Raw genomic sequence first — 24,713 nt, 5'->3', positions numbered from 1 at the left:
GGCTCCAATGCGCGAAATCGCTTTTTGCTTTCTGGTTCTTCTGAGTGCTCTGATGACGCGGCCCTGCTTTGCACGCGGCTTCTCAACGGTGCTGCCGTTGCAGATCGGCATGCCTGCTTTGATCGAGGAGCATCATGCTGTGACGACGGCCAAGCCCGCTGCGGGACAGTGGGAACCTGCTCCCTTACCGCGTGCGATGGCTGCCCCGCCGATACGGCGTCTTACAGCCGGAAAATCGTCGATTTTGCGAGGCAATTTCTCCCCGGCGGTGGCGGCGGAGCCGTTAATCACGACCCAACAACCGGCACCCCCATCGGTGCTTTTGGGCCAGCTTACCAGAACGCCAGTCTGGTCGGACATGGCCTGGCCCCACCGGGTGAAACGGTGGGGCGGTAACGCTTAACCTTCGATCTGACTGAAATCGGCGATTTCAGTCAGGGTAGCGCCGATCTGACCCAGAAGACGCAGACGGTTCAGACGGCGCGCGGGCTCGGGATCGTTGACGGTGACAACTTCGAAAAAGCGGTCGAGAACAGGACGCAGGGCGGCTGCTCCGATCATGGCGTCGGCAAAGCGCTCCTGTTCGAGTGCGGCGTGGATTGTCTCCCGGGCCGAGGCCAGCGCTTCACCCAGAGCACGCTCCTCATCCTGCACATAAAGTGCATTGTCCGGTTCGCCCTGATGCGGACCGTCCTTGCGGTTTTCAATACGCAGGATATTGGCGGCGCGCTTGCCTGCCGCCAGAAGATTCCGCCCGTCATCGGTCACGACCATCTCGGCCAGCGCGGAGGTGCGGGCAAGGAGCCGCACCAGATCGCCGTCCAGTCCGCCTGCCAGAACGGCAGCGAGAACGTCATGACGCTTCCCCTCGCTTCGGAGCTGCACACGCAGACGCTCGGCAAGGAAGCCGGGTAGAGCGGGGAGCTCACCACCGTCACGCAGATCTTCAGGCAGATGTGTTGCTGCCTGGGCGATCAGAGCCGTCAGATCCAGACGCAGCCCATTATCGCGGATGATCCGGATGACACCCAGAGCGGCACGGCGCAGCGCATAGGGGTCGCCCGAGCCGCTCGGGGTTTCACCCATGGCAAAGAACGCCGTCAGCAGATCCAGACGATCGGCCAGCGCAACGGCAACGGAAACCGGCGCACGCGGTGTGTCGTCGTTCAGGCCGCGTGGCATGTAATGCTCGGCGACCGCATCGGCGACTTCATCGCCTTCCTCGTCATGGCGGGCATAATAGCTGCCCATGATGCCCTGAAGCTCGGGGAATTCACCGACCATGCCGGTTGTGAGATCGGCCTTGGCCAGAAGGGCGGCGCGCTGCGCCTGCTCGCAGGCCGTTTCCTCCAGACCCATGGCTTTGGCGACGACCCCGGCCATGGCGACGATGCGCTGGACGCGTGCACCCTGGCTGCCAAGCCTGGCGTGGAAGGTGACAGCGTCGAGCGCAGCAACACGGTCCGCAAGTCTTGTCTTGCGATCGAGATCCCAGAAGTGCCGGGCATCGGCAAAGCGCGCGCGGAGAACGCGCTCATTGCCTGCAATCGTCAGGGCACCGTCATCGGCGAAGGCCATATTCGCGATAAATGCGAAATGCGGAGCGGCTTTACCGTCGGCAGTACGCAGCGCGAAATAGCGCTGGTTGATCCGCATTGAGACCTGCATCACTTCGGGCGGCAGATCCATATAGGCGTCGTCGATACGCCCAAGCAGCGCCACGGGCCATTCGGCCAGTCCCGAGACTTCCTCAACCAGCTTGTCGTCCTGCACCAGTGTCAGACCGGCGGCATCGGCCTGTGCCTGCAAGCCGTCGCGGATAATCGCCAGACGTTGCGCCGGGTCGAGCACGATCTTGCGGGCAAAAAGCTCGGTTTGCAGCTGAGCGTAAGACGTGACGGCAAAAGCTTCCGGCGCCATGAAGCGATGGCCTTCGGTCTCGGTGCCGGAAGCCAGACCATGGGCATCGTCATTTTCTGTCGCGAGGCTGAACGGCACGAGGGCGCCATCGAGCAGACAGATGATCCGGCGCAGTGGGCGCACCCAGGTAAAGGCGCTGCCATGGCCCCAACGCATGGATTTCGGCCATGGGAAGCGCCAGAGCAGGGCCGGGATTGTCTCGGCAATACGCTGGGCTGCCCCGATGGCGGGCAGCGTGCGGTTGAGCACCCAGAAACCGTTTTCGAGCACGAGGGCTTCCCGGTCGGCCCCATGCTTGCGGAGGAACCCGGCAAGCGCCTGTTCCGGTGCGCTCTCTCGTGGTCCGCGTTCGGACTGGGTGCTTTCGGCAATTTTCTCGGCAATCTGCAGGGTAACGCCGATGCGGCGCGCGCCCCAGAACGGCGTCACGTCACGCGGTGCAAGCGGTGCCAGAGCTTCTGAGACAAGGCGCGCCAGATCCTGAGCGCCCGTTTCCTGCATACGGGCAGGAATTTCCTCGCAATCGAGAACGAGAAGGAATTCAGCCATTATTTTGACTCCTCGTCGGCAGCAAGCCAGGTTTCGCAGCTCAGCTTTGCGAGGGTCCGGACGCGCCCGATATAGGAGGCACGTTCCGACACCGAGATCACGCCACGGGAGTCGAGCAGGTTGAACAGGTGGCTCGCCTTGAGGCACTGATCATAGGCAGGCTGGGCCACACCGGCCTCTGCCAGACGCACGGACTCGGCTTCTGCGTCGCGGAAATGCCGCATCAGCATCTCGGTATCGGCCAGTTCGAAATTATGGCGTGAATAATCCTGCTCAGCCCGCAGAAAAACATCGCCGTATTTCAGTCCCTGACCGTTGAAATCGAGGTCATAGACATTTTCGACGCCCTGCACGTACATGGCCAGACGCTCGAGCCCATAGGTCAGCTCAGTCGAGGGGACGACTGTCGGTATGCCGCCGACCTGCTGGAAATAGGTGAACTGCGTCACCTCCATGCCGTCACACCAGACTTCCCAACCCAGACCCCAGGCACCGATGGTCGGGTTTTCCCAATCGTCTTCCACAAAGCGGATATCGTGCTTTTCCGGGTCGATCCCGATGGCGCGATAGCTGTCCAGCAGAAGGCGCTGGCTATCTTCCGGCGTCGGCTTGAGCAGCACCTGATACTGATAATAATGCTGAAGCCGGTTCGGGTTTTCGCCATAGCGTCCGTCCGACGGGCGGCGGCAGGGCTGCACATAGGCGGCCTTCCACGGCTTGCGTCCCAATGCGCGTAACGTTGTATGCGGCGAGAGCGTGCCCGCACCCAGCTCGGTGTCGTAGGGCTGGAGCAGGGCGCAGCCCTGGGCCGACCAGAACTGATGCAGGCGCAGGATCAGATCCTGAAAGGAAATGGGGCGTCCGCCGTTTTCGGGCAAGGGGGTCAAGGATCGAGGCTCCGGTCTTGTTCAGTCGATCCGTTCTACTCCGATGACGGTAACAAGCCAATCGCGTGCGGTCAGTCGGATCTGAGTGATGGATCGCCAGCATGACGAGATACTTGGAAGGGGCATTTTGCTCGACGGCAAACATAGCCAGTCATAGTCAGTGGCCTGCGTCAGGTGCGTTTTCTCGCAGGTCTGGGTCGACATTTTCCGGAACGTGGACCGACCAGGGCTGGTGACAACCATGAGGGAGCCTCTCCTTCATGCTCCGTCGTGCGGAGAAGAAAGTAGCCATGTTGCAAGCCTCAAAACTACTTCCTTCCGGCGCGTTTTCAGCTGCAGACCAGCTCTTTGCGCACAATCTCGGCGCCTGCTGCCAGGGCATTGAGTTTGCCTCTGGCCACACCGCGAGAAAGCGGGGCCATGCCGCAATTTGTGCAGGGGCAGAGATTGGCTGCGTCGACGTATTGCAGTGCCTTGCGTAGGGTGGCGGCGACTTCTTCCGGCGTTTCGATCCGGTTGCTTGCCACATCGATGGCGCCCACCATGACCTTCTTGCCACGAAGCAGCTCGATCAGCTCCATCGGCACGTGCGAGTTCTGGCATTCCAGCGAGACGAGATCGATGGCCGAGTTCTGCAGCCTGGGGAAAATCTGCTCATATTGGCGCCACTCATGGCCGAGGGTCTTTTTCCAGTCCGTATTGGCCTTGATGCCGTAGCCGTAGCAGATATGCACGGCGGTCTGGCATTTGAGCCCTTCGATGGCGCGCTCCAGCGCAGCAATGCCCCAGTCATTAACCTCATCGAAAAAGACATTGAAGGCAGGTTCGTCGAACTGGATGATATCCACGCCCGCCTGTTCAAGTTCTTTAGCCTCTGCGTTGAGAATGGCGGCAAACTCCCAGGCCAGTTTCTCACGGCTCTTATAGTGGGCGTCGTAGAGCGTATCGATCATCGTCATAGGGCCGGGCAGGGCCCATTTGATGGGTGCCTTGGTCTGCTGGCGCAGGAACTTGGCGTCTTCGACAAAAACCGGTTTCTCACGGGAGACGGCACTGACAACGGTTGGCACGCTGGCTTCGTAGCGGTTGCGGATGGTGACTGTCTCACGCTTTTCAAAATCGACGCCCGCAAGGTGCTCGATAAAGGTCGTGACGAAATGCTGACGGCTCTGTTCGCCATCGCTGACGATATCGATCCCCGCCACCTGTTGCTCGAGCAAAGACACCCGAAGCGCGTCCTGCTTGGCTTCGAGCAGGGCTTCGCCTTCCATTTTCCAGGGAGACCAGAGTTTTTCGGGCTCTGCGAGCCAGGAGGGTTTGGGCAGGCTGCCAGCGGTCGCCGTTGGGAGAAGCTTGGTCATGATGTGTAATTTTCCGGGAATGGGGAGCGGGAAGTCAGACGAGGGGTTTCAGGCGGCGAAATGGGTCGACCATCGGTCGAGAAAGGCTTTGTGAGGGGCAATGAAATGCTCGCCTGCAAATTTGCCCTGTTCGGTTGCGAGGCGTGTGCGCTCTTCGCGGTCGTAAACGACGCGGGTGTTCGAGAAATCGCTCTGTTTGAGGCTGGGCTTGTAGCGCTCGGATGCCGCGGAATTCGCGTTGTAGATCTCGGGGCGGTAGATGCGCTGAAAGGTCTCCATCGTGCTGATGGTGCTGATCAGTTCGAGTGGGGTGTAGTCATTCAGCAGATCGCCGCTAAAATAAAAGGCGAGCGGTGCCACAGCGCCGGGCGGCATGAAGTAACGCACCTGCAGCCCCATCTTGCCGAAATAGCGCTCGGTCAGAGACGCCTCATCAGCTGTGTATTCGGCACCGAGAACGGGATGCTTGTTGGTGGCGCGGGTATAGGTCCTGTTTTCCGACACGCTCAGGCAGATCACGGGAGGCTTGGCGAAATGCGCCCGGTAAAGATCGGAGGCGATGAAGGCCTGAAAAATCCTGCCATGCAGCACCCCGAAATCTTCCGGTACGGAAAACCCGTCACGCTCGCGATTATGCTCTGGCAAAAGCACGCTGAAATCGTAATCGCGCACATAGGATGAGAAATTATTGCCGATGATGCCATCGACGCGTTTCCCGGTGACGCGGTCCAGGATGGTCGTTTTCAGAAGCTCGATTGCCGGGAAGCTCTCATCGGAACCGCCGATCGTCATCTCGATGGAAACGATATCGAGCTCCAGCGCATAGCGATCACCCTCTGGGTTGTCCCAGCGTGCAAGATTGTTGAAGCGATGATCGATCATACGCAGGGCAGCGCGAAGATTGTCCTGACGGGACTCGCCTCGTGCCAGATTGGCGAAATTGGTTGTCAGTCTTGTGCCGGGGGCGGGCGCATAGTTTTCGTCAAAGCGAAGGCTTCTTAACGTGAAGGCGAAATCTTGGGTCATGATGGGCGGGTATCCCCTTCTGGATCCTGTCTTCCGCGCCACGCTCTTCCTGTCGCTGCGCGGTGCGAGCGAGACCCGGTTATCCGGCAGGGATATTATGAAAACAAATGATAATAATTCGCCTACTCATGACTCATTGTCATGATCGCTAAGGTGAAATGTTCCGGGCGCTCCTGTCGCGTTTGGAGGCGTGTTGTCTCGGAGTTGTCCTAAAGAGCGTTGTGAGCCCGGCGCCGATTGTTTTCCTCAAATCTCGACGCTGGCGGCCAGGTTAATGAAGCCCTCCAGATAGGGCGGTGCCATGCCCGCGCGGTGCCCAAGATGGATGGATTTGAGAATGCCCTCACCGATCCTGACTCCTTTCACCCCTTTGGCTTTGCGAAGCAGCCAATCCGGTGTTGCGCTGACGGCGCGTCCGGATGCGACGAGGCGCAGCATGAGGTCGGTTGTCTCGACGGTCTGGTGGCGCTGTGGTTGGGCATGGGCGGGCACGAGAAACCGGGTGTAGATATCCAGCCGCTCGCGAGAAACGGGTAGGTAATCAGGGTCTCGGTTGTGAGATCTTTCGCGTCGACATGATGTTTTTGCGCCAGAGGATGTGTGTCGGCAACGGCGAGAACGAGCTCATAATCGAACACAGGCGTGAAGGTGAGCTCCGGGCGCTCGATCGGGTCCGGCGTGACGAGAATGTCGATTTCATGCCCTAAAAGGCGCTCAGCCCGCCGAACTGAAAGGCCGTCGTCACGTCGAGATCGACATCTGGCCAGGCCGCAAGAAAAGGATCGACACCTGCATCAGCCAATCCTGACAGGGGTGACATTCCATCCCGATCCGGATCGAGCCGCGTCGCCCGCGCGCATAATCCTCCAGCACGTGGGCGCCATGTTCGAGCTGGGGCAGAACACGCTGTGCGAGCCCGAGAAGATACTCACCAGCCAGAGTGAAGCGCAGCTTGTTTCCCTCACGCTCGAGCAGCTTGACCGCATGGCGGGTCTCGAACCGGCGAATGGCATGGCTGACGGCGGATTGTGTCAGGCAAAGCTGCTCGGCAGCTTGCGTCACACTTCCTGTGCGATGAATTTCTCGCAATATCGCCAAAGGCTGGATGTCGATCATGATCCATGAACTCCCGTCATGGAGACTGGCTGTAGACCTGTTTCCTTTGCCCGGCCAGCCTGGGTCCTAGCAGAGTTCGGTGTGCATTCATGGCCATTCCGAGCGTACCGGGGCAGGACGGCGCGAGCCTGCCGGGAGCTTTCCGTGCAAGGTAACGGCGTGTCGCCTCCCGTCATGGCCCTCTTGCAACTCTTTCGGCCTCCGACCACATTGTACGCCGTAACCATTTTGACCGGATGGAGAGTCATCCCCATGAACCAGCAAGAGCGTGATCTTATTTCGCAATTCGTTGCCCGCGTCGGCGGTGCGCCGAATAGCGGGTTTGGTGGCTCTCAGGCCCCGGCCAATCTGCCGCCCGTCGATCCCGAAGCGGATCGCTGGATTGCGGACAATTTCCAGAAATATCCTGAGGCGCGCTACCGCGTGACGCAGATGGCCGTTGTGCAGGAAGTGGCTCTTGCCGAAGCGCAGAACCGCATTCGTCAGCTCGAATTCCAGCTGCAGCAGGCTCAGTCCCAGCTCCAGCAGGCGCAGCAGCAGCGCCCGCAGGGCGGTGGTGGCCTGTTCGGTGGACTTTTCGGTGGCGGCGGCAATCGCCAGCAGCAGGCTGGCCCGCCTCCGGGCTGGGGTGGTCAGCCCCAGCAGGGCGGTCAGCCTGGTTACGGCTATGGTCCGGCCCAGCAGGCTTCCATGCCGCCGGGTTATTCGGCCGGTATGTTCCAGCAGCGTGGTTCTGGCTTCCTCGGTTCCGCCCTGACGACGGCGACGGGTGTCGCTGGCGGTATGCTCGCAGCAAACGCCATTGAGGGCCTGTTCTCGGGTCATCACGGCGCGGATGCTGGTGGTTTTGGTGGCGGCGGTGAGACAATCATCAACAATAACTACGGTGACTCCGGCAGCAACGACCCGTTTGCTGGCGGTGGCCAGGATGCCGGGCAGGATTATGACGCCGGCGGCTGGGGTGGTGGCGATAGCGGTGGCGGTTGGGGCGATGACTCGTTCTGATCGCAGTCCCGACACGCGAGACTGCCTGTCGCCTTTGTGACATCGATTGTGGAAAACCCGGCCTTTGTGCCGGGTTTTTCTGTGTTTGACTGGTCCTTGTTGTGGGGACGGAGAGGGAGTTCGGGATGAGCAGGTCCATGTTTGAGCGCGTGTTACTGACCAATGACGATGGAATCGACGCACCGGGTCTTGCCGTGCTGATCGATGTCGCATCCCAATTGAGCGACGATGTCTGGGTCGTGGCACCCAGCAAGGATCAGAGTGGTATCTCCCATGCGCTCAGCCTGCATGACCCGCTGCGTATCCATGAGCATGGACCGAAGCGTTTCGCTGTCACCGGCACACCGGGGGACTGCGTGGCGATTGCCCTAAGACGTATCCTTCAAGATGCTCCGCCGAGTCTTGTTCTTTCCGGGATCAATCGAGGGGCCAATCTGGGGGTGGAGACCGTGTTCTCAGGCACGGTCGGCGCAGCCATGACAGCGATGTTGCTCGGTCTGCCTGCCATCGCGCTGAGTCAGACATTCAGCCGCGGGCACGCGGTTCCGTGGGAGACGGCCCGTGCGCTGGCCCCTGGCGTGATTTCGGCTTTGGCGCGTCAGCCTTTGCCCGAGCCGGCCTGCCTCAACGTCAATTTTCCTGCCTGCGCGCCGGAGGAAGCTAAACCTCTGCAGGTGACCACTCAGGGTCAGGGTTTTCTGCGTGACATCGAGGTGGTGACGCGCGACGACATGCGCCGCCTTCCATATCACTGGTTGCAGCTCAAGCGCGATCATGAAGGGGATGCCCAAGGCAGTGAAACCGCCGCGATTGCCGCCCATCATGTCAGCGTGACGCCGCTCTCCTTCGGGCGCACCAATCGCACGGTTCAGGAATGGCTCCTAAGCGAAGGGGTGGGAAGCGGCAGCTAGAGGGCTGTCTTCCATGCTCATTCAAAGGCTCGGCCGCGCTTAAAATAAGCCGTGGGCTCAACCGGATCGGTTTGCTCACGTTGCACTCAGCACCGCTACCGAAATCTCTGAGCGAACTGGATGTGACATGAGCGCTGACCTGCTGGACTGGACCGATGTGTTCGCCCTGAGCGACCTTGAGAACGAGGCGATCACCCCTGTTTCCATCGGCGAGAAGGCGCTCGTTCTTTATCGCTCCGGCGATGAGGTCAGAGCCTTCGACGGTAAATGCCCCCATAAGGGCGCACCGATGGAGCAGGGCGTGGCGTGCAAATCGCATCAGGCGACGTGCAGCTGGTCTGCCCTTGGCACAAGGCCAGCTTTTCGGCTGAAACCGGACGCCTGATCGAGCCACCCGCGCTCGACCCTCTCGCCCGTTATCCGGTGGAGATTCATGACGGGCGCGTTCTGGTCGGCAAGGTCGCGATCAAGCGCGACGCGCCAGAGCCCAAACAGGCAGATCAGACTGTGGCCCTGATCGGGGCAGGGGCAGCCGCGATTGCTGCCGCTGTGACGCTGCGTGAGGAGGGCTATGCCGGGCGTATTCTTCTGATCGGTCCAGAAAAAGAACTGCCTTATGATCGCACGGCGCTGAGCAAGATGACGCTGGGGAATCCCGATCCCGGCGCGACACCGCCGGCGTTGCGACCAGAGGCATGGTACCGCGAGCAGCGTATCGAGCGCGTGATCGATCGCGTCGTCAAACTGGATGTGGAAACCCGTAAGCTGACGCTCGAGAGCGGCTCTGAGCTGAACCCGGATCATGTGCTCCTCGCGACCGGGGCCGGCGCCAGAAGCATCGATATTCCGGGTGTGGAACTGTCAGGGGTGCACACTTTGCGGAGTGCTGAAGATGCAAGGGCCATCATTGCGACAGTCTCGGAAAATACGAGCGTGGTCGTGATCGGTGCCGGGTTCATCGGCATGGAAGCGGCTGCGGCCCTGCGCAAGCGGGGGGCTGGCGTGACCGTTCTGTCCAAGAGCGAGCTGCCGTTTCAGGCCCAGCTCGGGCGCGATGTCGGTGTTGAGATGCGCAGCCTGCATGAGAGCAAGGGCGTGGCCTTTGTCCCGTTTTGCAGCGCCAAGGCCATCAAGGGCGCCGAGCGCGTCGAATCCGTTACGCTCGATGATGGAAGCGAGATCAAGGCAGACCTTGTTCTGATCGGTATCGGCGCGCAGCCTGTTGTCGATTACCTGCCCGGGCATCTGGTGAGCGAAAATGGCGGGGTCGAGGTCGATGACGCCATGCGGGTTGCACCGCAGATCTATGCTGCGGGGGATATTGCGAGCGTTCTGCACGATGGTGAGCGCTATCGCATCGAGCACTGGCGCACGGCGCAAAGCCAAGCCTGCATCGCTGCTCGTGCCATGCTCGGTCTGACGCCGGGCACCTTGTCGACACCGTGGTTCTGGACCCAGCAATATGATCGCAAGATCGAGCATCTCGGCTGGCCTCGCAAATTTGCGCAGGTCAACATTGATGGTGACCCCAAGCGTTTCGATTTCACTGCCCGATATCTTGCCGAAGACGGTAAAATCGTGGGGATCGCAGCCGCCGGGCGACCAAAAGAGATGTGCGAGGCCGCTGTAACCTTCGACGATGCTTGACAGAGCGGGGGCGGAGCGGCTTCCTGCGCGTCATTCGCGGGCAGCCCCCGCACCCCCGGATGATACGAATCAGGAAGACGCCCATGCACCTTTATCGCACGCACAGCTGTAGCGCCCTGCGCGAGAGTGACGCCGGTCAGACCGTGCGTCTGTCCGGTTGGGTCCACAGCAAGCGCGATCATGGCGGACTTCTGTTTATCGATCTGCGCGATCAGACAGGCATGACGCAGATTGTCATTCCCTCGGGCACTGAGCTGCTCGACACCGTCGAGCGCCTGCGTGTCGAGAGCGTGATCACCGTCACGGGCGAGGTCGTCGCGCGTGAGGAAGGGCAGCGTAACCCGCATCTCCCGACCGGCGCGATCGAGCTCCGCGCACGCGAGATCGAGGTGCGGTCGCATGCTGCGGTGCTGCCTTTCCAGGTTGCAGGCAGCGAGAACTACCCCGAGGATCTTCGCCTCAAATATCGTTATCTCGACCTGCGTCGGGAGAAGATGACGGCCAATATCCGTCTGCGTTCGGCGGTGATCGCCAGCATGCGCAGCCGCATGATCGGTCACGGCTTTACCGAATTCCAGACACCGATCCTGACGGCGTCGTCACCTGAAGGCGCACGCGACTTTCTGGTTCCTGCACGACTGCATCCCGGCAAGTTCTATGCCCTTCCGCAGGCGCCGCAGCAGTTCAAGCAGCTGGCGATGGTGGCGGGGTTCGACCGTTACTTCCAGATCGCTCCCTGCTTCCGCGACGAGGCCTCACGCGCCGATCGTAGCCCCGGTGAGTTCTACCAGCTCGATTTCGAAATGGCCTTCGCAACGCAGGAAGACGTCTTCGCGGTGCTTGAAGATGTGCTGAGCGGTCTGTTCGCCGAGTTCGGCAAGGGTCGTAAGGTCGATACGGCACCGTTCCGCCGCATTCCTTATGATGAGGCCATGCGCCTTTATGGGTCGGACAAGCCCGATCTGCGTAACCCGCTTCTGATCAGCACGGTTACCGAAGCTTTTGCAGAGTCCGGTTTTGGTCTTTTCGCCCGCATTGCGGCCAATGGCGGTGAAGTGCGCGCTATTCCGGCACCGGGTGCAGGCACGCGTCCGCGCGGCTTCTTCGACAAGCTCAATAGCTGGGCGCGTGACGCCGGTGCAGGCGGGCTTGGCTACATCATCTTCGAGGAAGATGGCGGAAAGGGACCGATTGCCAAAAATCTTGAAGCCGATCGTGTCGAGGCAATCCGTGAGGCGTGCGGCCTCAAGGCTGGCGATGCCGTCTTCTTTGCCGCAGGCGAGGGCGATGCTGTTGCCAAGTTCTCGGGTCAGGTGCGCACGCGCATCGCGCAGGAACTCGATCTGATCGAGCAGGACGCTTTCCGCTTCTGCTGGATTGTGGACTTCCCGATGTTCGAGCGGAATGAAGAAACGGGTCAGGTCGATTTCTCGCATAATCCGTTCTCCATGCCGCAGGGCGGGCTTGAGGCACTGAATTCGCAGGATCCGCTGACCATCAAGGCGTATCAGTACGATATCGTCTGTAACGGCATCGAACTGTCATCGGGCGCGATCCGTAACCATCTGCCAGAAGTCATGATCCGTGCCTTTGCGATTGCCGGTTATGGCGAGGATGTGGTTGAGGCCCGCTTCGGTGGCATGCTCAACGCCTTCCGCTATGGCGCTCCGCCGCATGGGGGTTCGGCACCGGGTGTCGATCGTATCGTGATGCTGCTCGCAGATGAGCCGAATATCCGCGAAGTCATCCTCTTCCCGCTCAATCAGAGCGGTGAAGACCTGATGATGGAAGCACCGGCACCGGTCGAGCCCGCCCGTCTCAAGGAGCTTTCTCTGGCTGTTCTGCCGCCCAAGCCGAAGGCCACCGTCCAGAAGGACTGAGCCGGAAAGGCGATTACGCGTGAAACGGCTCTTATTCGGGTGTCTTGCAGGGCTTTTCGCTCTACCGCTTTCGGCGCGGGCGGAGGCCCTGCAACCGCATAAGGCCGTCTACGATCTGGCGCTTTCCCGTCTGAAGGCGGGAGCGCTGGCCGGGGCGAGCGGGTCTGCGACCTATCAGCTACGCGACCTCTGCTCGGTCTGGTCTGCCAGTCAGAAGCTCGATATCGAGGTCGTCAATGGGGATGGTAGCTCGAGTTCGATCAGCTATCAGGCAGCAACGCTCGAAGACAAAGACGCCCACAAGCTCGTTTTCCATACGATCCAGAGCCAGGACGGGCAGGTGACGGGCGAAACGGCGGGTGAGGCCACACGCCAGCGTCATGGCGAGATCGTTGTGCGCTACACCAAGCCTCAAGTCAGGCGTATCACCTTGCCTGCTCGAACCCTGTTCCCGCTCCAGCAGACTCAGGCTCTGCTGACTGCTGCGCATAAAAAATCCCTGCATCTTGCCCTCGATCTTTTCGATGGCAGCTCCGAAGCAGGAAGTATTCCGACCTATATCACGCTCGGTGTCTTTGCGACGCGAGACGCCAGCCTGGCGAGCCCGCTTCTGCAAGGACACCAGGCTGTGCCAATCTCGATTGCGAGCTTCGGCGCGGGTGCCAGCGCTTTGCTGCCCGACTCAGCTTATAGCGATGTGCTATGGAGCAACGGCGTGGAAGATCATCTTCTGATCGACTTCGGCGATTACGTTCTTTCCGGCACGCTCGCGTCGCTCAAGGACTTGCCGCGGTCACCATGTCACTGAGGCTTCTCAGCTACTAGGATGGAGCGTGGCTACGCCTGACACGGGACAAAGAACCTGCCCGCATCAGAGCGCGACTCATTCGCTACAGTTTTCCATGCGGCTCACCACTGGCGACGTCGCGCCGGAGCAGGATTCCTGCCTGCCTCGCCGCCGAGGCGATTGCAATCACGCTCCACGAAGACTGCGGCACTGAGAGCTTTTCAGCTCAGCGTGACGATGAGCGGGACATGGTCGGAAGGTTGTTCTTTCGCACGCTCGTCCCGATCCGGTGTGACGGAAACGAGGCGTTCGGTCAGGCGGGGAGAGAGCAGCGCGTGGTCGATGCGGAGCCCTGAGTTCCGCTGAAACGCGGCATTCTGATAGTCGTAGAATGTGTAGTGCCGCCCGGTGGGTGAAACTGCGCGTAGCGCATCGGTCAGGCCCAACCAAAGCAGGCGATGCCATCCGGCGCGGCTTTCGGGGCGAAGCAGGGCGTCATCCGGGCTCAGGGCGCCGGGAGCGTAATCCTCGTCTGTGGGGCAGACATTGAAGTCACCGGTAAACAGGAAATCTTCTTCCGCATCCAGAAGCGCCTTGCCGCGCGCTGCAAGCGCATCGAGGAACTGCAGCTTGGTGTCGAACCCGGCCGTGCCGCCCGAATTGCCATTCGGCAGATAAAGATTGCCGATCACCATGCCAGCAAGACGTATCTCGACATAGCGTGAGGCATCGTTCTCGAAGCCGGGCAGGCTTAGATGCGTCACTTCCGCAGGCTCTCGCGAGAGCATGGCCACGCCATTATAGGCTTTTTGCCCGACAACGACCGGATGATATCCTGCCTCTGCAAAGCTGGCCGGAAAGAGATGCGTTTCGCATTTCAGTTCCTGAAGGCAGAGCAGATCGGGTTTGACGCGGTCGAGCCAGTCCAGGACATGGCGCTCGCGCTGACGGATGGAATTGACGTTCCAGCTCGCGAAAGTGAAGCTCATACTGGCCGGATCACGCGAGCGAAAAGCTGGTGCCGCAACCGCAGGACGAGGCGGCATTGGGATTGGTGACCGCAAAATGCGCGCCCATCAGCTTGTCGATAAAGTCGAGCTGCGCGCCATCGAGCAGATCGAGGCTGACCGGATCGACAAGCACGGTGGCACCGTCCTGCTCGATCACCACATCATCCGCAGCACGGTCGGTATCGAGTTTGAACTGATATTGAAAACCGTTACATCCCCCGGCGAGAACCGCCACACGCAAGGCAAGCCCCGTCGGGTCCGGCTGCTGCGAGATGATCTCCGTGATCCGCGCTGCGGCACCGGGGGAGACCGAAAAGCGGCCCGAAACGGGCGCTGCGGAGGGGGGCGTGGTCTGGCTCATTTTTTCCCATATAATGCGCCCACTCGCGCTCTCAAAGCGTGCGATGTGGAGAAAGCGTATGATCAGCCAGGATGTCGCCCCCTATGCCGTGCGTCGAGAGACCGCGCGAGGCCGTCTCTATGCCGAGGATGACGCGCCAACGCGCTCGGCATGGCAGCGTGATCGGGACCGTGTCATCCACTCGGCGGGGTTTCGAACCCTGCAATATAAGACGCAGGTTTTCATCAATCATGAGGGCGATTTTTTTCGCACGCGCCTCACGCACTCGCTTGAGGTCGCGCAGATTGCCCGGTCTATTGCCCGACAGCTGCAGCTGGACGAAGATCTGACCGAAGCCCTGGCGCTGGCGCATGATCTCGGTCACACGCCTTTCGGTCATGCGGGTGAGGATGCTCTCAAGCTCTGCATGAAAGACTGGGGCGGGTTTGACCACAACACGCAGTCCCTTCGCCTCGTAACGCATCTGGAAGGGCGCTATCACGCCTTTGACGGGCTCAACCTTACCTGGGAGACGCTGGAAGGGCTTGCCAAACATAACGGGCCGGTCAAGCGCCCGACGCCCTATCTCACCGAGTACGACGCCCGGCATCATCTCGACCTTTCCAGCTATGCTTCGGCGGAAGCACAGGTTGCAGCGCTTTCGGACGATATTGCTTATCACGGCCACGATCTGGAAGACGGCCTGCGCGCCGGGCTTCTGGCGATGGACGATGTCGCCGGTCTGCCGATTGTCGGGCCAGCGCTCGAACGTGCTTTGGCGGGGGCCCGGGCGGATGACCGTTATGAGCGCGAGCGCCGCATTCGCCATGAGACGATCCGTCAGGTCATTAATGTGCTTGCGACAGATCTGACCCAGCAGACACGGGCTAATATTGCGGCCCTCAAACCGCAGACATCGGATGACATCCGCAATGCGCCGTTCCCGGTAGTGGCGTTCAGCGAAACCATCGCGCATGAAAACAAGGAAATTCGCAAATTTCTGTATGCGCGCATGTATCGTCACTGGAAGGTGAACCGCATGACGCGCAAGGCGCGCTTGGCGACGACAGAGGTTTTTGAGATCCTGGCCGAAGATCCGAGCCTGTTGCCCGATGGGTGGCGCGAGCATGCGAAGGCGGCAGACGCGTTCGGTCGCCGTCGCGTTGTGGCCGATTACATCGCTGGAATGACCGATCGTTTTGCGATGGATGAACATCGACGGTTGACGGAACTCTCCATGCTGGGTTGATACAGGCAGCAAGAACTCACGTCAGGAACGCAAGGCCTTTCATGTCAGACACACAAGCGCCCACCACAGATTGTCTTTTCGCCCGGTATCAGGGACAGGTGCGTGAGGCGCTGCGTTCTGTCGTGGCCGATCTGCCAGACGACATTGCCGCGCGTGTCGAGCTGACACCGGCCCGCGATGCGGCGCATGGAGACATGGCGACCAATGCTGCGCTGCTGGCATCGAAATTCGCCCGTCGCCGCCCTGCCGATATCGCCGCCGATCTTGTGCCGCTGCTCTGCGCCTTGCCGGGTGTTGCAAAGGCTGAAGCCGCAGGGCCGGGCTTTGTGAATCTGACCCTGAGCCCTGACGTGCTGCAATCGGTTGCCCGTTCGGTGATTGAGGCAGGAGCACGTTTTGGTGAGTCGCGTCTGGGTGCTGGCAAGCGCGTGAATGTGGAATATGTCTCGGCCAATCCGACCGGCCCGATGCATGTCGGTCATTGCCGCGGCGCTGTCGTTGGCGATGCGCTTGCCAATCTTCTGGCCAAGACCGGGCATGTCATCACCAAGGAATATTATATCAACGATGCCGGGGCGCAGGTCATCGCGCTGACCTGGGCGGCGTATTGGCGCTATCTTCAGGCGATCGGCACGCAGGTCGATGTGGAGACCTACTCCGCGCTTACGCCGACCGGCCTGCAATATCAGGGTGAGTATCTGATCCCGATCGGACAGTCGCTGGCAGAAGAGCATGGCAAGAGCCTCGCCGATTCTTCGGGGCAGGCAGCCGATCCGTCTGTCTGGTTCGAGATTGTCCGCGCGGCCACGCTCAAGGTGATGATGGAAGAGATCCGTACCGATCTCGGCCTGCTAGGCATCCATCACGACGTGTTTTCCTCGGAAGCCGAGACCCTTGCCAGTGGACGCGTCGATGACGCGATCAACGCCCTCGATACCAAGGGACTGCTTTACGAAGGCGTGCTCGAGCCCCCCAAAGGCAAGACGCCGGAAGATTGGGAGCCACGCCCCCAGACGTTGTTCCGCTCAACCCAGTTCGGGGACGATGTCGATCGCGCTTTGCGTAAATCCGATGGCAGCAACACCTATTTTGCCAATGATATCGGGTATCACGCGCAGAAGGCACAGGCTGCCGATGAGCTGATCGACGTGCTCGGTGCCGATCATGGTGGCTATGTCTCGCGTATGCGGGCTGCTGTCAGCGCCTTGACCGAAGGCGAGACGGGCTTCGAGGTCGTGATGTGCCAGATCGTGCGCATCATGAAGGGCGGCGAGCCTGTGCGTATGTCCAAGCGCGCCGGTACCTTCGTGACTTTGCGCGATCTTCTCGAGGAAGTCGGGCGTGACGCCGTGCGGTTCACCATGCTGACGCGCAAGGCCGACGCGCAGATGGATTTCGATCTGGATGCGGTCGTTGCGCAGACACGCGATAATCCGGTGTTCTATGTTCAATATGCCCATGCGCGCTGCCGCTCAGTCATGAGAAGCGCGGAAACGATGTTCGGAGCCGACGTCACCAGTGATGCGTCGCTCCTCGGAGCTGATCTGGCGCGTCTCGACTCTGACGTCGAGCTTGCCGTGCTGCGCCGCCTCTCCACCTTCCCGCGTGTGGTCGAGGGCGCGGCTCAGACGCGCGAGCCGCATCGCATTGCTTATTATTGCGGTGAGCTGGCAGCCGAGTTCCATGCCCTGTGGAACAAGGGGCGCGAGGACACGACATTGCGCTTCCTGCATGAGCAGGATCAGGCGGCAAGTCTTGCCAAGCTTGCTCTTGTTGCGTCCGTTGCGAGCGTCCTGCGCTGCGGTCTGGCCATTCTCGGTGTCGAGCCGGTTGAGGAGATGCGATGAACGACGAAAAGCCTGACTGGCGCGATGAGAAGACAGGAGAGGGGGATGGTTACGATCGTCCCCGCTCCACAGGGGGCGGCGAGCGACGCTCTAGCGATCCGCGCTTTACCGATACACGACCGCCGTCTTACGGGTCCGACTCAGTGTCGGCCTCTCGTGAAGGAGCCCGGTCTTCTTCTGCACGCGAACGTTTGAGCGCCGATTACGACGACGAACCTGTGTTTCGTCGCCGATCCGCCGGGGGCGGGCTGTCAGCGGTGCTGGGTTCTGACGTCATGACACGCAGGCTCGTCTATGGCGCTGCGGGGCTGGGTGCGTTGCTGGTCGTGGGCGTTGGGGGCTGGTCGCTTCTGGGTGGTCACTCTGGCGGCATTCCGGTCATTGGTCCGCCGCCGGGGCCCGTGCGTGATCGCCCCGCCGATCCGGGTGGGATGCAGATCATGTCCGGTGGTGCCGATCTCGATGTGACGGGCAAGGGGGAGGCGCATCTCGCTCCTGAACCCGAACAGCCGCGCCTGAAGCGCTGGCTGCCAGATCAGCCCCCGAGGCACCGGCACCGGCCGCAGCTGCAAAGACGGATGGTGCCGGGAGTACCGTCCCATCGGAGAGTTCGGTGGCGAGCGATTCTCAGCCTTCGGCACCGGCTGCGCCCGCTGGTGACACGGCTCATAGCGATCAGAGCGCTGTGCAGTCTCCGGCCGTGCCTGCGAAGGCCGCGCCGGAAAAGCCGCCTGTCGTGACGCCGGTTCCGCAAAAACCGGTGGCCGCTCCAGCGCCAGAGCCGGCTCCCGCTGCGAAAAACGCGAGCGCCGGGCAATTTATGGTGCAGCTTGCGGCTCTTGGGAGCGATGCCGACGCGAAGGCGACATGGTCCAAGCTGTCAAAGCAGGCGAGCGATCTGCTCTCGGATCGCGAACCGACGATCGAGCAGAAGACCATCAACGGGCATGTGTTCTATCGTCTGCGCCTTGGCGGGTTCGAGACGTCTCAGGCGGCACGCGCTTTCTGTGTGCGGCTGCATGCACGCTCCATCGCCTGCACTCCGGCGGTTTTCTGATCGGAATGGGTGAGGGGCTATGGTGAGCCGGGCGGATGCGGAGCAGGACTCCGCGCCCCATCTCTCTCTGACGGGGTTTGAGGGGCCGCTCGATCTGCTTCTGGATCTTGCCAGAGCGCAGAAGGTCGATCTGGCGCAGATTTCCATTTTGCAGCTGGTCGAGCAGTATCTCTCCTTCGTTGAAGACGCGCGTGAGATCCGCCTCGAACTCGCGGCGGACTGGCTGGTCATGGCGGCGTGGCTTACCTGGCTTAAGTCGCGTCTCCTCCTCCCAGTTGAAAACGAGCCTGATGGCGAAGCGGAAGAAGCCGCCGGATTGCTGCAGGGGCGCCTGCAGGAGCTGGAGGTCATCCGCAGTCTGGCCTTGTGGATCGATGACCGCCCGCGTCTGGGTGAACATGTCTTTGCCCGCGGATCTGGGGAGGACATGACACGGATCGATCGGTCTGGCCTGCGCGTGGATATGGTCTCGTTGATCGGGGCTTATCTGGCCATGACGCGGCGCCGGGGACGCAAGCGCTTTTATGCTCCGCCCCGCCCGCGCTACTGGACTGTGACCGAGGCGGTTTCTGCCTTGCAGCGTCTGTTGAATGCGAGCGAGGTAGCGGGCTGGCAAAAACTGACGGCTTTGCTCCCGACGCAGGATCTTGCCGCCCCCAGAGCCAGGGCTGCTGCTTTGGCAAGCGCATTGGTTGCAGGTCTGGAAATGGCCAAGAGCGGTCAGGTTGAATTGAAGCAGGACGGTGTCTTTTCGGAAATCATGCTCCGGGCACCCCAACGGGAAGAAGAGTAATGGACGCGCTGATAACCCTGTCCCGTCTGGTGGAGGGGCTGATCTTCGCCAGTGCCGAGCCGGTCTCCGAGGGCGCGCTCAGGCAGTTTCTGGTCGCGCAAGGGGCCGAAGAGACGCAGCTCGGTCCCGTGCTGCAGACCGTCATGGCGCGCTATGAAGATCATGCTGTCGAGCTGGTGGCTGTGGCGAAAGGCTGGCAGTTCCGCACGCGTCCCGAGCTTGCTCCTGCCCTGACGCGCATTATCGAGAAACCGCGCCGCCTCAGCCGTTCCGCAATGGAAACGCTGGCGATCATCGCCTATCATCAGCTGCACACGGGCCGATGTCGAGGGCATACGCGGCGTTTCGCTGAGCCAGACCGTCCTCGATACGCTGATCGAGGATGGACTCATTATGCCGAAAGGGCGCAAGGAAGTACCGGGAAGGCCCATTTTATGGGGTACTTCGGCGCATTTTCTCAGCAGTTTCGGGTTGAGTGACCTCGGTGCGTTGCCGCGACGTGAGGAGCTTCTGCTTGACCCGGATGCGTCGGGGCAGGAGGGTCGCGTCGTTACCCAGCAAGGCATAAGATAGGGCGAGTTTGGATCGCGCTTTTGGGATGAGTGGGGAAGATGTTCGATTTTAGCTGGTCGGAAATAGCGCTGATCGTTGTCGTTGCGCTGGTTTTCATCGGCCCCAAGGATATGCCGACGGCCATTCGCGCCGTCAGCCGGGGGATCAAGGCGGTGCGCCGCATGGCGTCCGAATTCCAGGGGCACGTGGATGAGATGGTGCGCGAAGCCGATCTGGGGGAAGCCCGTGATCATCTGCGCGATCTCAAGCGTTTCGATTTTCGTGACCGGATTGCGCGCACGCTCGATGCTGACCAGACCATCAGCAAGAGCCTCGATTTCACCCCACCGCCCTCCCTGTCTTCGCCCAGCACGGCTCCTTATGTCGGATCGCCCTCTGTCCTTCCCCTGACCGGGCCCGGTGTGACAACGACCGAGACCCAGACGCAGGAAGAGGACACGGTGCAGGCTCCTGCCATATTGCCGCCTGCAACGGCCAAACGTCTGCGGCACGAGAAAAAGCTGTGGCAGGCGCCGTCGGTCATCCCGCCTCTGCGTGTCATCCATAACGGGCGTCGTGTTGCGCTTGATGGCGTGCCGTCACAGGCTCCGTCGACTCTGCCGCCTGCAGCCGTAACCCTTCATCAGACAGTCTGACCGATCGCGCCATGACCAATCAAAATTCAATCGACGACAAGGCGATGCCGCTCCTTGAGCATCTGGTCGAGTTGCGCAAGCGGCTGATCTGGGCCGGGGCGGCGTTTATCATCGCCTTTCTGCTCTGCTATCATTCTCCGAACAGATCTACCTGTTTCTGGCCGAGCCTTTGGCCAAGGTCATGCGTCAGCAGGGCGAGCAGCCGCATCTGATCTATACGGCGTTGTCAGAGGCGTTCTTCACCTATGTCCGCGTCGCTTTCTTTGGAGCGGCCTTCCTGTCCTTTCCGATCATCGCGATTCAGGCGTGGATCTTCATCGCACCGGGGCTGTACCGCAATGAAAAGCGGGCTTTCCTGCCCTTTCTGATCGCAACGCCTGTGCTGTTTCTGGTGGGGGCGACGCTGGCTTACTATTTCGTCTTTCCGATTGCCTGGCGTTTCTTTCTGTCGTTTCAGACGGCTCCGGCAGGATCGCATGGCATGCATATCGAGCTGCAGGCCAAGGTTTCGGATTATCTCTCTCTCGTCATGAAGCTGATTCTGGCTTTCGGTGTCGCGTTCGAGCTTCCGGTCGTTCTGACGCTTCTGGCGCGCGTGGGTATTCTGACTTCGGCGGGCCTTAAGAAATTCCGTCGCTATGCCATTGTGGGGGCGTTCGTGGTCGCCGCTATTCTGGCTCCGCCTGATATGATTACTCAGGTGGCTCTCGCAGTGCCTTTGATCTTTCTGTATGAAATTTCGATCGTCACGGCTCGGTTTGCCGAGCCCCGTCCGGCGACACTCGACTGATCGACATGGGAACTGACTGACATGCATGATTTGCGCGCTCTTCGCGCCGACCCGGCAGCTTTTGATGCAGCTTTGGCGCGCCGTGGCCTGTCGCCCGTGGCTGATGATCTGGTACGTCGCGACGAAGAGCGTCGCGCCGCTCTGGCCGCCCTTCAGGAACAGCAGGCCCAGCGAAAGACTCTGGCAAAAGAGATCGGGCAGGGTAAGCGGACCGGGGCGGATACGAGTGCGCTGGAGCAAAAAGCGGTCGAGCTGCGTGATGAAATCGCAGGGCTCGAGACGAAGGCCAACGAGATTGATGGCGCCATTTCAGCTGTGTTGGCCAGTCTGCCCAACCGGCTGGATGCCAGCGTGCCCGAAGGCGCGATGAGGCCGCCAATCAGGTGGTGCATCAATGGGGTGATCTGCCGGAATTCGATTTCGAGCCCAAGCAGCATTTCGAGCTGGGCGAGCAGCTCGGGCTGATGGATTTCCCGACGGCGGCAAAGCTTTCCGGAGCCCGTTTCACGGTGTTGCGCGGTGCGTTGGCCCGTCTGGAGCGCGCGCTGGGGCAATTCATGCTCGATGTGCATACGCAGGAATTCGGTTACAGCGAGACGATTGTGCCGCTGCTCGTCAATGACGCGGCAATGTATGGCACGGACAAACTACCGAAATTTGCAGAAGATTCGTTTCAGACCACGGATGGCCGCTGGCTGATCCCGACGGCAGAAGTGCCTCTGACGGCCAGCGTGGCAGGAGATATCCTCGATGCCAAGCGCTGCCCATAAGGATGACGGCGCTCTCCAGCTGCTTCCGATCCGAGGCGGGGTCTGCGGGGCGCGATGTGCGCGGCATGTTGCGTCAGCATCAGTTCAGCAAGGTCGAACTCGTCTCGGTTACGACGCCAGAGGCCAGTGCCGATGAGCACGAGCGCATGACACGCTGCGCCGAGAGCATTCTTGAGCGCCTCAATATTCCCTACCGTCGTATGCTGCTTTGCGCCGGTGATACGGGCTTTGGCGCGGTCAAGACCTTCGACCTCGAAGGCTGGCTGCCGGGTCAGAAAGCCTGGCGTGAAATCTCGTCCTGCTCCAATACCCGCGATTTTCAGGCACGCCGGATGAATGCGCGTTACCGCGCCGAAAACGGTCCGGCCTTTGTGCATACGCTGAATGGGTCCGGGCTCGCGGTTGGCCGTACGCTGATCGCCGTGCTCGAAAATGGCCAGACGGCCGAGGGCGCCATCGAAATCCCTGCGGTGCTTCAGCTATATGGGGGGCTCGACCCGGATCGGCTGATCCCGACTGGGTTGAGGACGGATTGCACATCCCCGGCGTACAGATCATCGGGGCTGTCGTGATGGTTTGTGGGAGGATGGCACCTGATTGGAAGGGTGCCGCTCTCCGTCCGCCCCCGAAGATATCGAAGCGCCCTGCCTTTGCGAAGGTATTGCAGAGTTAAGGAAGACGACCATGCATCTGACTGAACCGACATCCCGTGCAGACCGCGTGTTGGTGCTGCTGCGTCAGATTGTCGGAACACCTCATGTTCTGGTCGCCCCTCACGCCACGGCGCCTTACACCAAAGGGTATCGCTTCGGTTCAGGCAAGGTGCGCGCTGTCGTGCGGCCTCGCACGCTGGTGGAGCTCTGGCGTGTTGCCGAGACATGCGTGGCGGCCAATCAGATCATGATCGTGCAGGCGGCGAATACAGGTCTGACGGGAGGCTCGACCCCTGACGGCGATACCTATGATCGCCCGATTATCCTGATCAATACGCGCCGTTTGCGTGGGATGCATCTGCTCTGCGGTGGCGAGCAGGTGATCTGCCTGCCGGGCACGACCCTGCACAAGCTGGAGACAACCCTGGCGCGTCACGGACGCGAGCCTCACTCGGTGATTGGCTCCTCCTGCATCGGGGCATCGGTACTGGGCGGGATCAGCAATAATTCGGGAGGCGCGCTCGTCCAGCGCGGCCCGGCCTATACCGAGATGGCGCTCTTCGGGCGTGTGACGGAAGAAGGACGACTCGAGCTCGTCAATCGTCTGGGGATCAAGCTCGATCCGGACCCGATCAAGGCGCTGGCGCGTCTCGAGAGTGGGGCCTTCAGTGCCGAAGAGATCGAATGGCCCGATGCCAAGGGGCATGATGATCGGTATGTCGACCATGTGCGTGATGTCACGGCTGACACACCCGCCCGTTTCAATCAGGATCCATCGCGCTGGTACGACGCGTCGGGCTGCGCGGGCAAGCTTGTGGTTTTCGCCGTGCGTGTCGACAGCTTTCCGGCGGAAAAGGCAGTCGCGTCTTTTATGTGGGCACCAATAGCACGGCGGTGCTGGAGGATTTGCGGCGCCATCTTCTGACCGCCTATCACGAACTCCCCATCGCAGGAGAATATATGCATCGGGATGCTTTCCGCATTGCCGAAGCCTATGGACGCGACACAGTTGCATTGATCCGGCACGCGGGAACGCGGAACATCCCCCGGCTTTTTGCGGCCAAGGCGTGGCTCGATGACTTCTTTTCCGGCTTTTCCTGGCTCCCTTCGCATCTGACCGATAAAGTCATGCAGCGCCTGGGGCGTTTACTGCCCGTGCAGGTGCCGCATCGCATGCGTGATTTCGAGGTACGCTTCGAGCATCATTTGATGCTTCGCGTGTCACGCCGCTTTGCGGGAAGCATCAGCGAGCATCTTCATCAGATATTTGCTTCAGGGGCAGGCGGTGAGGGGGACTGGTTCGCCTGCACGGAAGAGGAAGGGAAGCTTGCCTTCCTTCATCGTTTCGCTGCAGCGGGCGCTGCATTGCGTCTTCGAAACGTGCAGAACGGAAAAAAGAGGGAGATCGTTGCCCTCGATATCGCACTACGTCGTAACGATCGTGACTGGTTTGAAGCGCTTCCGGACGCACTCGGTCAACGTGTCGAGCACGCGCTCTATTACGGGCATTTTCTGTGCCATGTCCTGCATCAGGATTATGTTCTCAAGCCCGGTGAGTCAGCCGAGGCGGTGGAGCACGAGATGCTGAGATTGCTCGATAAACGAGGCGCTCGTTACCCAGCTGAACATAATTTGGGTCATCTCTACGAGGCTGGATCCAAAATACTGGACCACTACCGGGATCTTGATCCGTGCAACTGTCTCAATCCCGGTATTGGAAGGTCGACAAAGCTAAGAAATTGGAAAGCAGAGAGTATCCGAGAGCAGAATTAGTCTTTGGAGAAAAGGGTGGCGCCTCGAGCTCCCTAACCGATGAGGGAGGCCGAGAGCCGCAGATCCGGTTTAAGGCGGACCCACCCCGTTATACTTGGCGTGTGCGAAGAAAACCCGGACCGAGGTCATAGTTT

Annotated in this window: 21 protein-coding genes and 5 pseudogenes; 17 read left to right on the top strand and 9 right to left on the bottom strand. The window is 60.7% G+C overall.

The genetic code is table 11. The features are described 5' to 3' along the window. Nucleotides 1-7 precede the first annotated feature (7 nt). Entirely contained in the window at nucleotides 8-403 is a 396-nt protein-coding gene (locus JCM15831_RS09695) for a hypothetical protein (protein ID WP_025824119.1), read from the top strand. Here JCM15831_RS09695 and glyS read toward each other — a convergent pair. From glyS to JCM15831_RS22710, 7 genes and pseudogenes are all read right to left on the bottom strand, one after another. Then, on the bottom strand, nucleotides 400-2,469 hold the full coding sequence (gene glyS, locus JCM15831_RS09690) for a glycine--tRNA ligase subunit beta (RefSeq protein WP_025824118.1): 2,070 nt from the start codon (nucleotides 2,467-2,469) through the stop codon (nucleotides 400-402). The genes JCM15831_RS09695 and glyS overlap by 4 nt on opposite strands. Continuing rightward, nucleotides 2,469-3,356 carry a glycine--tRNA ligase subunit alpha gene (locus JCM15831_RS09685; RefSeq protein ID WP_025824117.1) on the bottom strand — a complete coding sequence of 296 codons (888 nt, stop codon included), beginning with the start codon at nucleotides 3,354-3,356 and terminating at the stop codon, nucleotides 2,469-2,471. Before JCM15831_RS09685 ends, glyS begins: the two co-directional genes overlap by 1 nt. A gap of 329 nt (nucleotides 3,357-3,685) precedes the next feature. Beyond that, nucleotides 3,686-4,717: a methionine synthase gene (locus tag JCM15831_RS09680; protein ID WP_025824116.1), complete on the bottom strand. Its 1,032-nt coding sequence runs from the start codon at nucleotides 4,715-4,717 to the stop codon at nucleotides 3,686-3,688. Between the two features lie 48 nt (nucleotides 4,718-4,765). Beyond that, on the bottom strand, nucleotides 4,766-5,743 hold the full coding sequence (locus JCM15831_RS09675; RefSeq protein WP_025824115.1) for a DUF1852 domain-containing protein: 978 nt from the start codon (nucleotides 5,741-5,743) through the stop codon (nucleotides 4,766-4,768). Nucleotides 5,744-5,989: 246 nt separating this feature from the next. After that, on the bottom strand, nucleotides 5,990-6,235 hold the full coding sequence (locus tag JCM15831_RS22720) for a type 2 periplasmic-binding domain-containing protein (RefSeq protein WP_232228103.1): 246 nt from the start codon (nucleotides 6,233-6,235) through the stop codon (nucleotides 5,990-5,992). Between the two features lie 98 nt (nucleotides 6,236-6,333). Next, nucleotides 6,334-6,411 (bottom strand): annotated as a pseudogene (locus tag JCM15831_RS22715) (hypothetical protein); the annotation flags it as partial. Between the two features lie 73 nt (nucleotides 6,412-6,484). Then, nucleotides 6,485-6,859 carry a LysR family transcriptional regulator gene (locus JCM15831_RS22710; RefSeq protein WP_232228102.1) on the bottom strand — a complete coding sequence of 125 codons (375 nt, stop codon included), beginning with the start codon at nucleotides 6,857-6,859 and terminating at the stop codon, nucleotides 6,485-6,487. Nucleotides 6,860-7,111: 252 nt separating this feature from the next. On the opposite strand from JCM15831_RS22710, the gene JCM15831_RS09665 reads away from it, so the two are divergent. The 6 genes from JCM15831_RS09665 to JCM15831_RS09645 all read left to right on the top strand — a co-directional run bounded on the left by JCM15831_RS09665 (nucleotide 7,112) and on the right by JCM15831_RS09645 (nucleotide 13,110). Further along, a complete protein-coding gene (locus JCM15831_RS09665; RefSeq protein ID WP_025824114.1) occupies nucleotides 7,112-7,864 on the top strand; it encodes a DUF2076 domain-containing protein in 753 nt (250 codons plus the stop codon). A 125-nt stretch (nucleotides 7,865-7,989) separates the two neighbouring features. Then, complete coding sequence (gene surE, locus JCM15831_RS09660) at nucleotides 7,990-8,775, top strand: 5'/3'-nucleotidase SurE (RefSeq protein WP_025824113.1); 786 nt, start codon at nucleotides 7,990-7,992, stop codon at nucleotides 8,773-8,775. Nucleotides 8,776-8,902: 127 nt separating this feature from the next. Continuing rightward, the gene (locus JCM15831_RS20265; protein WP_051528440.1) at nucleotides 8,903-9,160 is read left to right on the top strand and encodes a Rieske 2Fe-2S domain-containing protein; all 258 of its coding nucleotides are present in this window, start codon (nucleotides 8,903-8,905) and stop codon (nucleotides 9,158-9,160) included. Then, complete coding sequence (locus JCM15831_RS18060; RefSeq protein WP_084490642.1) at nucleotides 9,082-10,422, top strand: FAD-dependent oxidoreductase; 1,341 nt, start codon at nucleotides 9,082-9,084, stop codon at nucleotides 10,420-10,422. Before JCM15831_RS20265 ends, JCM15831_RS18060 begins: the two co-directional genes overlap by 79 nt. An 83-nt stretch (nucleotides 10,423-10,505) precedes the next feature. Next, on the top strand, nucleotides 10,506-12,302 hold the full coding sequence (aspS, locus tag JCM15831_RS09650) for an aspartate--tRNA ligase (RefSeq protein ID WP_025824112.1): 1,797 nt from the start codon (nucleotides 10,506-10,508) through the stop codon (nucleotides 12,300-12,302). Nucleotides 12,303-12,321: 19 nt separating this feature from the next. Beyond that, nucleotides 12,322-13,110, top strand: coding sequence for an EipB family protein (locus JCM15831_RS09645; RefSeq protein WP_025824111.1), 789 nt, complete (start codon nucleotides 12,322-12,324; stop codon nucleotides 13,108-13,110). Between the two features lie 200 nt (nucleotides 13,111-13,310). Here JCM15831_RS09645 and xth read toward each other — a convergent pair whose 3' ends face one another. Next, nucleotides 13,311-14,078 carry an exodeoxyribonuclease III gene (xth, locus tag JCM15831_RS09640; RefSeq protein ID WP_025824110.1) on the bottom strand — a complete coding sequence of 256 codons (768 nt, stop codon included), beginning with the start codon at nucleotides 14,076-14,078 and terminating at the stop codon, nucleotides 13,311-13,313. A gap of 10 nt (nucleotides 14,079-14,088) precedes the next feature. After that, nucleotides 14,089-14,460 carry an iron-sulfur cluster insertion protein ErpA gene (gene erpA / locus JCM15831_RS09635; RefSeq protein ID WP_025824109.1) on the bottom strand — a complete coding sequence of 124 codons (372 nt, stop codon included), beginning with the start codon at nucleotides 14,458-14,460 and terminating at the stop codon, nucleotides 14,089-14,091. Nucleotides 14,461-14,518: 58 nt separating this feature from the next. On the opposite strand from erpA, the gene JCM15831_RS09630 reads away from it, so the two are divergent. From JCM15831_RS09630 to dld, 10 genes and pseudogenes are all read left to right on the top strand, one after another. Further along, on the top strand, nucleotides 14,519-15,688 hold the full coding sequence (locus tag JCM15831_RS09630; protein ID WP_025824108.1) for a deoxyguanosinetriphosphate triphosphohydrolase: 1,170 nt from the start codon (nucleotides 14,519-14,521) through the stop codon (nucleotides 15,686-15,688). A gap of 41 nt (nucleotides 15,689-15,729) precedes the next feature. Beyond that, nucleotides 15,730-17,535, top strand: a complete 1,806-nt coding sequence (gene argS / locus JCM15831_RS09625) for an arginine--tRNA ligase (RefSeq protein ID WP_025824107.1) — start codon at nucleotides 15,730-15,732, stop codon at nucleotides 17,533-17,535. Continuing rightward, nucleotides 17,532-18,275, top strand: coding sequence for a hypothetical protein (locus JCM15831_RS18055; protein WP_051528438.1), 744 nt, complete (start codon nucleotides 17,532-17,534; stop codon nucleotides 18,273-18,275). Before argS ends, JCM15831_RS18055 begins: the two co-directional genes overlap by 4 nt. After that, the gene (locus JCM15831_RS22705; protein ID WP_232228101.1) at nucleotides 18,236-18,592 is read left to right on the top strand and encodes an SPOR domain-containing protein; all 357 of its coding nucleotides are present in this window, start codon (nucleotides 18,236-18,238) and stop codon (nucleotides 18,590-18,592) included. The genes JCM15831_RS18055 and JCM15831_RS22705 overlap by 40 nt, the downstream gene beginning before the upstream one ends. A gap of 19 nt (nucleotides 18,593-18,611) precedes the next feature. Beyond that, nucleotides 18,612-19,385, top strand: coding sequence for a segregation and condensation protein A (locus JCM15831_RS09615; RefSeq protein ID WP_025824106.1), 774 nt, complete (start codon nucleotides 18,612-18,614; stop codon nucleotides 19,383-19,385). Next, nucleotides 19,385-19,958, top strand: a pseudogene (scpB, locus tag JCM15831_RS18050) (SMC-Scp complex subunit ScpB). Before JCM15831_RS09615 ends, scpB begins: the two are co-directional and overlap by 1 nt. A gap of 38 nt (nucleotides 19,959-19,996) precedes the next feature. Continuing rightward, nucleotides 19,997-20,593 (top strand): Sec-independent protein translocase protein TatB, encoded by a 597-nt coding sequence (gene tatB / locus JCM15831_RS09605; RefSeq protein WP_025824105.1) that lies wholly within the window; start codon nucleotides 19,997-19,999, stop codon nucleotides 20,591-20,593. An 11-nt stretch (nucleotides 20,594-20,604) separates the two neighbouring features. Further along, a pseudogene (gene tatC, locus JCM15831_RS18045) lies at nucleotides 20,605-21,383 on the top strand (twin-arginine translocase subunit TatC). A 21-nt stretch (nucleotides 21,384-21,404) separates the two neighbouring features. Beyond that, nucleotides 21,405-22,725 (top strand): annotated as a pseudogene (serS, locus tag JCM15831_RS18040) (serine--tRNA ligase). 112 nt (nucleotides 22,726-22,837) lie between these two features. Beyond that, a pseudogene (gene dld, locus JCM15831_RS18035) lies at nucleotides 22,838-24,579 on the top strand (D-lactate dehydrogenase). The last annotated feature ends 134 nt before the right edge of the window (nucleotides 24,580-24,713 follow it).

Origin of the sequence: Asaia astilbis JCM 15831, assembly GCF_000613845.1 — a bacterium.
Lineage (GTDB): Bacteria > Pseudomonadota > Alphaproteobacteria > Acetobacterales > Acetobacteraceae > Asaia > Asaia astilbis.
The sequence above is the reverse complement of the archived record's forward strand: the minus strand, read 5'-3'. Positions and strand labels throughout refer to the sequence as shown.